The organism is Bacteroides ovatus (assembly GCF_001314995.1).
Classification (GTDB): domain Bacteria; phylum Bacteroidota; class Bacteroidia; order Bacteroidales; family Bacteroidaceae; genus Bacteroides; species Bacteroides ovatus.
Genome location: NZ_CP012938.1, coordinates 842523 through 854255 on the forward strand (window position 1 = coordinate 842523; position 11733 = coordinate 854255).

Below are 11733 nucleotides of genomic sequence, written 5' to 3' on the forward strand. Positions count from 1 at the left end.
CATCAGTTTATATACACACTTATTATCATACAAAATGAAAACGATAAAAGCCGAAATATTAATGATTGAAGGAGCACCATTCCCTGCCATTGAAAAAGTATATGATCCTTCAAGTAAAAAATGTAATGGGAGGATTACACCACAAGCCCCCATTGTCATCACTGGACATCACTTGGATATGTTAACATGGGATAGCGCCAATCTATACCTTGTGTCTTCAGTAAATGACAGAATGTTGATAGAATGTGGTGATATTCATAAATATTCGGACGATAAAGTGTATACAACCATTCCTGATATTGATGAAGGTGAATATTTTCTGGCACTGATGATTCTGATGAAAGATAAAGAAAGTTTCTTATATATCTTTCCCATATCTTTGATTGTACAATTTACTTAATCAAAATGTCACGATTAACATATGTATATATAGAAGCAAGAAATAAAGACAAACAGCATAATAGCATAAATTGCAGTCAATGAAAGATAATAAGCCATATAGGCAAAATAAAGTATTTGATAATATATCAGAAACAGAAGAGTTTAATGTCTATACTAAAATAGACGATTTACCGCTTAATGTAACTCCTGCGTATCTTGAAGAAGGGATAAACGGGATATGTACGGGAGGCAGTGCGCTTTTCAATGTTTTTGGTAATAAACGACGGATTGTTCCCAATGATCTGGTTGTTATTTTTCCTTTCCAGTTGGCTGCTGTCACAGAGATTAGCGATGACTTTTCAATGACTTTTCTCAAAGTATCCAAAAACTTGTTTATGGATACGATAAGCGGAGTATGTATACCTACTCTTGATTTTTTCTTTTATATGCGGAAAAATTTCAGCACTCCGCTATGCGATGAAGAATGTCAACGCTTCATTCACTTTTGTCATATACTGATTTATCGTATCAACTTGCCTCGGAACTTATTCAGACGGGAGTCTATTATGCAACTATTACGTGTTTTCTATTGGGATATCTATGTGGCTTATAAAAGAAATCCGAAAGCTGCCGAATTAGTAAAATATACCCGTAAGGAAAAACTTTTATTCGACTTCTTTTGTTTGGTGATCGAATTTCATACCGTAAGCCGGGATGTTGCGTTTTATGCGCAAAAGATGTGCGTGTCCGCTAAACACCTTACAATGGTAATTACGGATATGAGCGGCCGTTCGGCAAAAGACTGGATTATAGAATATTCCATTCTTGAGATAAAGGCTCTTCTACGGGATTCGGACCTTGAAATAAAAGAAGTGGCATCACGTACAAACTTCCAGTCGAATTCCGTTATGACAAGGTTCTTTCGCGAACATACCGGCATGACACCGTCTGATTATAGAGAAAGAATTTTTATTCAGATAGATGGATCATGATTTATAGTTAGTTAAGTAATATACGAAATACTGCCTGTGAAGGTCGTCTATTGTTTGTTTTGTTTGTGTGGTGCACCTTCTTCCGAGAGTAGGAAAGGAGGTGCACCTTTTTTTGATTAAAGTTGTTATATTCCTGATCTCATAAGCTAATAGTGAGTACAAAACAGAGTGATTTTCGTCTTTACTTTAGTAAAAATATAGACTGGAATGAAAAGCCGACTGAAACAACAAATATTTGCACTTTCTCTATTAGCATGGACAGCCGTATGCCCTGCCGATGCACAGCAAACACGCTCACTTAGGGAGCAATTTCAAAATCCGTCAGACGAAGCAAAACCCTGGACCTTTTGGTATTGGATGTATGGTGCCGTGTCTAAAGAAGGGATTACAGCCGACTTGGAGGCAATGAAACATGCCGGATTAGGAGGTACTTATCTGATGCCGATTAAAGGTATTCATGAAGGTGCCCAATACGATGGCAAGGCGCAGCAGCTAACTCCCGAATGGTGGGAGATGGTACGTTTCAGCATGGAAGAAGCAGATCGTTTGGGGCTGAAATTGGGGATGCACATTTGTGATGGTTTCGCATTGGCGGGAGGTCCCTGGATTACTCCCGAAGAATCTATGCAGAAAGTGGTTTGGAGCGATACGATTGTAAACGGAGGAAAGCTGATGGCTATTCGCCTGCCACAACCGGAAGCCTATGAAAGCTATTATGAAGATATTGCATTATTCGCTTTGCCGGTAGAAGACGCAGCGGACGAGATGCAGGCAAAGATTACTTGTGTCAATCTAGCCACGACAGGAAATGTAAAAGCTACTCAAACAGTGAATATGGATGCGGCAGGAGTGATCCGTTCATCCTATCCATGCTATATCCAGTATGAATACGAGCAACCTTTCACTTGCCGGAACATCGAAATCGTTTTAAATGGTAATAATTATCAGGCACACCGCTTGAAAGTAATGGCCAGTGATGACGGAGTGAATTATCGTTTGGTTAAGCAGTTGGTTCCTGCCCGTCAGGGATGGCAGAATACGGATGAGAATTCAACTCATAGTATTCCTCCGACTACCGCCCGTTTCTTCCGTTTCTACTGGACTCCTGAAGGAAGCGAACCGGGAAGTGAAGATATGGATGCTGCCAAATGGAAGCCCAATCTGAAAATAAAAGAATTACGCCTGCATCGGGAAGCCCGTCTGAACCAGTGGGAAGGAAAAGCCGGACTGGTATGGCGTGTTGCTCAAGCTACCAAAGAAGAGGAAGTTGGGAAACAGGACTGCTATTCACTTTCACAAGTCATCAATCTGACAGAGCAATATACTAGTCATTCGAATGGAAAAACATTGACCGCCACTCTCCCCAAAGGAAAATGGAAATTACTCCGCATGGGACATACAGCTACCGGACATACCAATGCCACAGCGGGAGGCGGAAAAGGATTGGAATGTGATAAGTTTAACCCGAAAACGGTACGGAAACAATTCGATAACTGGTTTGCGCAGGCATTTGCAAAGACCAATCCCGAAGTAGCTCGTCGCGTACTGAAATATATGCATGTCGACAGTTGGGAATGTGGCAGCCAAAACTGGAATAAACGTTTCGCTATTGAATTTCAGAAACGTCGTGGCTACGATTTGATGCCTTATCTACCTCTATTGGCAGGTATTCCGATGGAAAGTGTCGAACAAAGTGAAAAGATTCTGCGAGACGTACGTACTACCATATCAGAACTCGTCGTAGATGTGTTTTATCAGGTATTGGCGGACTGTGCGAGAGAATATGATTGCCAGTTTTCGGCAGAATGTGTAGCTCCGACGATGGTAAGCGATGGTCTATTACATTATCAAAAAGTAGATCTTCCGATGGGTGAATTTTGGTTGAACAGTCCTACACATGACAAACCGAATGATATGCTCGACGCTATTAGCGGAGCACATATCTACGGAAAGAATATTATTCAGGCTGAAGGGTTCACGGAAGTGCGTGGCACGTGGGATGAATACCCCGGAATGTTGAAAGCCTTGTTGGATCGTAATTACGCATTAGGAATCAATCGTCTTTTCTACCATGTATATGTACATAATCCCTGGCTGGACCGCAAGCCCGGCATGACATTGGATGGCATCGGACTATTCTTCCAACGGGATCAGACCTGGTGGGATAAAGGCGCAAAAGCCTTTTCCGAATATGCTACCCGTTGCCAGTCGTTATTGCAATATGGGCATCCGGTAACAGACATCGCAGTCTTTACAGGCGAAGAAGTGCCGAGGCGTTCGATATTACCGGAACGATTGGTTCCCTCTCTACCGGGAATCTTCGGTGCAGAACGAGTGGAAAGTGAACGCATCCGTCTGGCTAATGAGGGACAGCCTTTACGTGTACGTCCGGTAGGTGTTACTCATTCAGCTAACATGGCTGATCCGGAGAAATGGGTGAATCCGCTTCGTGGATATGCATACGATAGTTTTAATAAAGATGCAATCCTTCGTTTGGCGAAAGCAGAAAACGGACGAATAACGTTGCCGGGTGGAGCAAGTTATAAAGTATTGGTACTGCCTCTTGCGCGTCCAATGAATCTCGAACCTGTATTGTCATCGGAAGTGCAGAAGAAAATCAATGAACTAAAAGAAGCTGGCATTTTGGTACCTTCTTTACCTTATACAGAAGAAGATTTTTCTGTGTATGGTCTGGAACGTGATATGATTGTGCCGGAAGATATTGCCTGGACGCATCGTCGTGGCGAACTTGGCGAACTCTATTTCGTAGCCAACCAAAAGAACGAAACACGCACGTTTACTGCAAGTATGCGTATTAACGGTAAGAAACCGGAATGTTGGAATCCGGTGACGGGTGAGATGAATATTCATCCTTCCTATCGTATCAACGGAAACCGGACAGAAGTTACTCTCACATTGGCTCCTAATGAGTCCGTATTCATCGTATATCCTGCGGAGGGAGTACATGAAGGCTATGGAGAGTCCTCTCTCCAACTGCAAAAGGAGAAAAAAGATATAGCCAAAGAGCCTTTAAACATAGCTTTGGAAGCAAAGGAATATGCTATAACTTTTGCAGCTAACAAAAAAACGCTCACACGAAAAAAACTCTTCGACTGGAGCCAAGAATCGGACGAACAGATACGTTATTATTCGGGGACAGCAACCTATAAAACAACTTTCCGCTGGAAAAATAAACCGAATAAAGACCAACAGATTTATCTGAATCTGGGAACAGTTTATAATTTGGCAACTGTTCGTGTGAATGGCGTAGATTGTGGCACAATCTGGACTGCTCCTTATCGTGCAAATATTACAGGTGCCCTGAAAAAAGGAACTAATGAGCTTGAAATAGAGGTTACAAATACTTGGGCGAATGCACTGACAGGAGCTGATGAAGGAAAAGCACCGTTTGATGGCATTTGGACTAATGCAAAATATCGCAGGGCAGAGAAAACGTTGCTTCCGGCAGGATTGCTCGGACCTTTGAGTTTTTCTACCACAGAATAAAATAGATTTTTAAGGCACGGATTACGCGGATTACACGGTTTATGAGAATCGTATTACATAAAGTAACAGCGCAATCCATGTAATCCGTGCCCAATTCATTATAATATAGCTAAAGTATGAAAAGTTCAATTATTAAAACAGGTACAATGTTGGCAGGTTTTCTGCTTGCTGCCTGCCTGTCAACACACGCAGAAGTAAAGCTACCGGCTATTTTTTCTGATGGCATGGTGATGCAGCAACAGACCAATGCAAACCTTTGGGGGACGGCGACTCCTCATAAAAAAGTAACAGTGACCACTAGTTGGAATGGAAAACAATATGCAGCAACAGCAGATAAAAATGGGGCATGGAAACTGACAGTAGCTACTCCCGAAGCGGGAGGCCCTTATACTGTGACTTTTGATGATGGAACCCAAAAGAAACTGAATAATATTCTGATAGGCGAGCTTTGGCTTTGTTCCGGACAAAGTAATATGGAAATGCCGATGAAAGGCTTCAAAAACCAACCGGTAGAAAATGCCAATATGGACATTCTTCACAGCAAGAATCCGCAAATCCGTCTGTTTACGGTGAAACGTACTTCTACATTCACTCCGCAGAATGACGTTATCGGTTCGTGGAAAGAAGCAACCCCGGCCAGTGTCCGTGATTTCAGCGCAACAGCCTATTATTTCGGGAGACTGGTAAATGAAATATTAGATGTTCCGGTTGGGTTGGTTGTAGCAGCCTGGGGTGGTTCCGCCTGTGAAGCATGGATGACAGCGGACTGGCTGAAAGCCTTCCCGGAAGCGAAGATTCCTCAAACGGAAGCCGACATAAAATCTAAAAACCGTACTCCGACCGTGCTTTATAACGGTATGTTGCATCCGTTAATCGGTATGACAATGAAAGGAGTGATTTGGTATCAGGGCGAAGATAACTGGAATCGTGCCCATACGTATACTGATATGTTTACCCGATTGATTAATGGTTGGCGTGCCGAATGGAAACAGGGTGATTTTCCCTTTTATTATTGCCAGATAGCTCCGTATGATTACGGGATTATTACCGAAAAAGGAAAGGAAGTGATAAATTCGGCATATCTCCGGGAGGCACAGGCAAAAGTAGAGCATCGTGTAGCTAACAGTGGTATGGCTGTATTACTGGATGCAGGAATGGAAAAAGGTATTCATCCCGCGAAGAAACAGGTTGCAGGCGAACGCCTGGCACTTCTGGCTTTAACTAAAACGTATGGAGTGGAAGGTGTAAATGGCGAAAGTCCTTATTATAAAAGCATTGAAATAAAGAACGACACCGTAGTTGTCAGCTTCGAACGTGCCAATATGTGGATCAGCGGCAAGAACTGTTTCGAATCGAAAAACTTTCAGGTAGCCGGCGAAGATAAAGTTTTTTACCCGGCCAAAGCATGGATAGAACGTAGTAAGATGCTGGTGAAAAGCGATAAAGTGTCGCACCCGGTAGCTGTTCGATATTGTTTTGAAAACTATGTGGAAGGAGATGTATATTGCGACGGATTGCCTTTAGGGTCTTTTCGTTCGGATGATTGGTAATCGCAAATAGACAAGGTAAAATATGAAAAATATATGAAGAGACTTTATCTGATTATAACCATACTGTTTGTTGGCGTGTCGGCTCTTTGGAGTCAGCATGCCAATGTCATTTGGAATACTCCCAGTCGTAATTCTTCTGAATCTATGCCCTGTGGCGGTGGAGATATTGGGATGAATATATGGGTAGAAGACGGTGATGTTATGTTCTATGTGAGCCGTAGCGGTACATTCGATGAAAACAACTGTCAGTTAAAACAAGGGCGTGTACGTCTCCGCCTGTCGCCCAATCCTTTCAAAGACGCTAAAAATTTTCGTCAGGAGTTGAAGCTGAAAGACGGATATGTAGAAATCGCGGCGGGAAACACGCAGATACAATTTTGGGTAGATGTTTTTCATCCGATTATACATGTAGAGGTAACAAATGCACAACCGTTGCAGACTGAAGTCTTTTATGAAAATTGGCGCTATCAGGCACGGCCTGTCAGAAAAGGAGAGGGGCAACAGTGTTCCTACAAATGGGCTCCCCCAAAAGGTACTGTGACGGAGTCCGACTGTGTTTCCGTAAATACAAATCAACTTCTGTTCTATCATCGCAATCCTGAACAGACCGTTTTTGATGTAGTTGTCGCTCAACAAGGAATGAACGAAGTAAAATCTCAAATGATGAATCCTTTGAAAAACTTAACTTTCGGAGGAACTCTTTTTGGTGAAAACTTAGAATTTGTCGGTACCACAGATGATGTATATGCCGGAACAGACTACCGTGCTTGGAAATTCCGTTCTTCCAAAGCAGCCCGGAAAGAACATTTCTGCATTGTGTTACATACAGACCAGACAGAAACAATAGAAGAGTGGGAGCAGGGAATACAAACAGCTTTGCATAGAATAGCCCCCAAAGGCAAAGTTTCATCGAAGACTATCATACAGGATAAAAAACAGACCCGTTCGTGGTGGAATTCCTTTTGGCAACGCAGTTTTATCGAAGCAGATGGTGAAGCAAAAGAAATAACTAGAAACTACACCCTTTTCCGCTATATGCTGGGATGTAATGCTTATGGCAGCGTACCGACTAAATTCAATGGTGGACTATTTACCTTTGATCCTTGCCATGTCGATGAAAAACAATCTTTTACCCCCGACTACCGGAAATGGGGAGGTGGTACGATGACTGCACAGAATCAACGTTTAGTATACTGGCCGATGCTGAAAAGCGGAGACTTTGATATGATGCCTTCCCAGTTTGATTTTTATAACCGCATGTTGAAGAATGCAGAACTGCGAAGCCGTGTATACTGGCAACATGATGGAGCCTGCTTTAGCGAGCAGATCGAAAATTTCGGTTTACCGAACCCCGCAGAATATGGTTTCAAACGACCGGACTGGTTCGACAAAGGATTGGAATATAATGCCTGGCTGGAATATGAATGGGATACGGTTCTTGAATTCTGCCAAATGATATTGGAAACAAAGAACTATGCAAATGCTAATATTACCCCTTATTTACCTCTGATCGAGAGTTCGCTGACATTCTTCGACGAACATTACCGACAACTAGCTTCCCGCCGGGGACGGAAAGCGTTGGATGGCAACGGACATCTGATTCTTTTCCCGGGCTCTGCTTGTGAGACATATAAGATGACTAATAATGCCAGTAGCACCATCGCTGCTCTAAAAACAGTATTGGAAACTTATGGAAAGAAAGAAGAGATGCTAAAGACAATCCCTCCGATTCCATTGCGGTACATAGAAATAAAAGATACGTTGAATCCGACTATTGCTCCGGTCTTGAAGCAAACAATTTCGCCCGCTGTAAGTTGGGAACGAATTAATAATGTTGAAACGCCACAACTTTATCCAGTGTTTCCATGGCGTATTTATGGAGTAGGAAAGGAGGATCTGGATATGGCACGTAATACCTACTTTTATGACCCGGATGCCATCAAGTTACGTTCGCATACCGGATGGAAACAAGATAATATATGGGCTGCCTGTTTAGGCCTGACCGAAGAAGCAAAGAAACTATCTTTAGCCAAATTATCGAATGGACCGCATCGTTTCCCCGCATTTTGGGGACCGGGATATGACTGGACACCCGATCACAACTGGGGAGGTAGCGGCATGATAGGACTTCAGGAAATGCTATTGCAAACCAATGGAGAACAAATACTCCTTTTCCCGGCATGGCCGAAAGAATGGAACGTACATTTCAAACTTCATGCTCCGGGCGAAACAACAGTAGAAGCCACTCTGAAAAACGGAAAAGTGACGGACTTGAAAGTTTTACCGGAAAGTAGAGAAAAGGATATTGTTATAATGATTGAAAAGGAAAAATGATAATTTTGCGGAGTGCCCTGAAAGGGCTTAATTATATAGCGTAGGGCAACGCCCTACGTAAAAACGACAATCTGAATTTGCGCCCTGAAAGGGCATAATTGTATACAGTTCCGCCCTTTCAGGGCTTGTGGCTGGTGTGTCTTTTTCGTAGGGCGTTGCCCTACGCTATATAATTAAGCCCTTTCAGGGCACCCCAATAAATATATAATTGTAAGGCTTTCAGCCTAACTGCAAAATTCCCATTTAACCGCTAAATTCCCATTTAACGAATGAAATATATAAATAAAGAATTATGAATAAAAGACCATTTATCATCTTATCAGCTTTTCTATTACTGTTCTCTTTGATAGAAAAAGGGCAGGCTACAGAAACTTACCGTCCCGAGACATCGGTTGCCGGATTCATCCAGCTTCCCGGTAGCGGGCGACAAGTCTATAATTTCAATCCGGGATGGCACTTTTTCAGAGGCGATGTCCAGGGAGCAGAAGCGGTAAACTTTGATGACCGTTCCTGGAACGTCGTTTCCACCCCTCATACCGTAGAGTTGATGCCGGCCGAAGGAAGCGGATGCCGCAATTATCAGGGACCGGCCTGGTACCGTAAACACTTTGTCCTCCCCGCTGAAACAAAAGGGCAACGGGTGGTGCTTCATTTTGAAGCAGCTATGGGCAAACAGATTCTTTATCTGAATGGTAAACGCATTCAGGAACATCTGGGAGGTTATCTGCCTTTTACTTTAGACTTGACCGCCAATGGTGTACAGGCTGGAGACTCCTGTCTGCTTGCTGTTTTCACGGACAACAGTGATGACAAATCCTATCCTCCCGGAAAACGTCAATATACATTAGACTTTGCTTATCATGGGGGCATTTACCGTGATGTATGGATGATTGCCAAATCTCCGGTAGCTATTACTGACGCTATCGATTCACAAACCGTTGGCGGTGGAGGTGTATTCGTTCATTTTGATAAGATCAGTGAAAAGAGTGCGCAGGTATATGTAAACACCGAAGTTCAGAATGACGACGCCCGTTCCGAGTCAGTCACTGTAGAAACGACTTTGACAGATGCGGATGGAAAAGTAATCAAACGCAGTTCAGGAAAACTTTCTTTAAAGCCGGGAGAGAAAAAATCCATCCGTCAACAGATGGAAGTAAAGAATCCTACTCTTTGGTCACCGGACACACCTTATTTATATAGAGTACAATCACGTATTAAAAAAGGAAATAAATCCATTGACGGAGGCATTACCCGTGTCGGTATTCGTCTGGCAGAATTCCGTGGTAAAGACGGATTCTGGCTGAATGGCAAACCTTTCGGACAACTGGTAGGAGCCAATCGCCATCAGGATTTTGCATACGTAGGCAATGCCTTGCCGAACTCACAGCAATGGCGTGACGCCAAACGTCTGCGTGATGCCGGATGTACCATTATTCGGGTAGCCCACTATCCCCAAGACCCTGCCTTCATGGATGCCTGTGACGAGCTCGGCCTGTTTGTGATTGTCGCTACTCCGGGATGGCAGTACTGGAACAAAGACCCGAAATTCGGAGAGTTGGTTCATCAGAATACCCGCGAAATGATTCGTCGTGACCGTAATCACCCTTCCGTATTGATGTGGGAACCCATCTTGAATGAAACCCGCTATCCGCTCGATTTTGCCTTGAAAGCTCTTGAGATTACCAAAGAAGAATATCCCTATCCGGGACGTCCGGTAGCTGCTGCCGATGTCCATTCTGCCGGAGTGAAAGAGCATTATGACGTTGTTTATGGCTGGCCGGGTGATGATGAAAAAGAAGACAAACCGGAGCAATGTATCTTTACCCGTGAATTCGGAGAGAATGTAGACGACTGGTATGCTCACAACAATAATAACCGTGCCAGCCGCAGTTGGGGAGAACGCCCGTTACTAGTACAGGCTATGTCCTTGGCAAAGAGCTATGACGAGATGTACCGCACGACCGGTTTATTTATCGGTGGCGCCCAATGGCATCCGTTCGACCATCAGCGTGGTTACCATCCGGATCCTTATTGGGGCGGTATTTATGATGCTTTCCGTCAGAAGAAATATGCGTATGAAGTATTTCGCAGCCAGTCGCCGGCCAGCCTCCAACACCCATTGGCAGAATGTGGCCCGATGATATTCATTGCTCATGAAATGTCACAGTTCTCCGATAAGGACGTAGTTGTATTCACAAACTGTGATTCAGTCCGTCTTTCTATTTATGATGGAACGAAAACCTGGACGAAACCGGTGGTACATGCCAAAGGGCACATGCCGAATGCTCCCGTTATATTCGAAAATATCTGGGACTTTTGGGAAGCACGCGGATATAGCTATACACAAAAGAACTGGCAAAAAGTGAACATGGTTGCCGAAGGAATCATCGACGGAAAAGTGGTATGCACTCAAAAGAAAATGCCTTCCCGACGTTCCACCAAACTACGCCTTTACATAGATACTCAAAAAGTGAACCTGGTAGCTGACGGTTCCGACTTTATCGTCGTAGTTGCTGAAGTAACCGATGATAGTGGAAATGTGCGCCGTCTGGCAAAAGAGAATATCGTTTTCACGGTAGAAGGTGAAGGAGAAATCATCGGAGATGCTACTATTGGCGCCAATCCCCGTGCGGTGGAGTTCGGCTCTGCTCCGGTGTTGATTCGTTCTACCCGGAAAGCCGGAAAAGTTAAGGTGAAAGCCCACGTACAGTTTGAGGGCACTCAAGCTCCGACAGCTACTGAAATTGAACTGGAAAGCGTTCCTGCAGAACTCCCTTTCTGCTATGAGGAACAGGCTTATGAAATACAAAGGACAACACCGTCCACTCTTAATGCACCCCCGGTCAAGGGATCATCTGAAGGAAAAGTACAACTGACAGAGGAAGAACGCCAACGGGTGTTGGATGAAGTAGAACGTCAACAGACTGAATTTGGAACTGAAAAATAGTACGATAAAAGTGATTAGCAGG

At 43.7% G+C, this 11733-nt stretch carries 6 protein-coding genes; all 6 read left to right on the top strand.

All coding sequences use genetic code 11. The features are described from left to right. Positions 1 to 34: 34 nt before the first annotated feature. The 6 genes from Bovatus_RS03290 (at position 35) to Bovatus_RS03315 (ending at position 11711) form a co-directional block, all read left to right on the top strand. Positions 35 to 400: a DUF4469 domain-containing protein gene (locus tag Bovatus_RS03290; RefSeq protein ID WP_004296035.1), complete on the top strand. Its 366-nt coding sequence runs from the start codon at positions 35 to 37 to the stop codon at positions 398 to 400. 79 nt (positions 401 to 479) lie between these two features. Beyond that, positions 480 to 1373, top strand: a complete 894-nt coding sequence (locus tag Bovatus_RS03295; RefSeq protein WP_004296034.1) for a helix-turn-helix domain-containing protein — start codon at positions 480 to 482, stop codon at positions 1371 to 1373. 207 nt (positions 1374 to 1580) lie between these two features. Further along, positions 1581 to 4880: a glycosyl hydrolase gene (locus tag Bovatus_RS03300; RefSeq protein ID WP_004296033.1), complete on the top strand. Its 3300-nt coding sequence runs from the start codon at positions 1581 to 1583 to the stop codon at positions 4878 to 4880. Positions 4881 to 4996: 116 nt separating this feature from the next. Beyond that, complete coding sequence (locus tag Bovatus_RS03305) at positions 4997 to 6430, top strand: sialate O-acetylesterase (protein WP_004296032.1); 1434 nt, start codon at positions 4997 to 4999, stop codon at positions 6428 to 6430. A gap of 33 nt (positions 6431 to 6463) precedes the next feature. Then, entirely contained in the window at positions 6464 to 8764 is a 2301-nt protein-coding gene (locus Bovatus_RS03310; protein ID WP_004296031.1) for a DUF5703 domain-containing protein, read from the top strand. 292 nt (positions 8765 to 9056) lie between these two features. After that, the gene (locus Bovatus_RS03315; RefSeq protein WP_004296030.1) at positions 9057 to 11711 is read left to right on the top strand and encodes a glycoside hydrolase family 2 protein; all 2655 of its coding nucleotides are present in this window, start codon (positions 9057 to 9059) and stop codon (positions 11709 to 11711) included. The last annotated feature ends 22 nt before the right edge of the window (positions 11712 to 11733 follow it).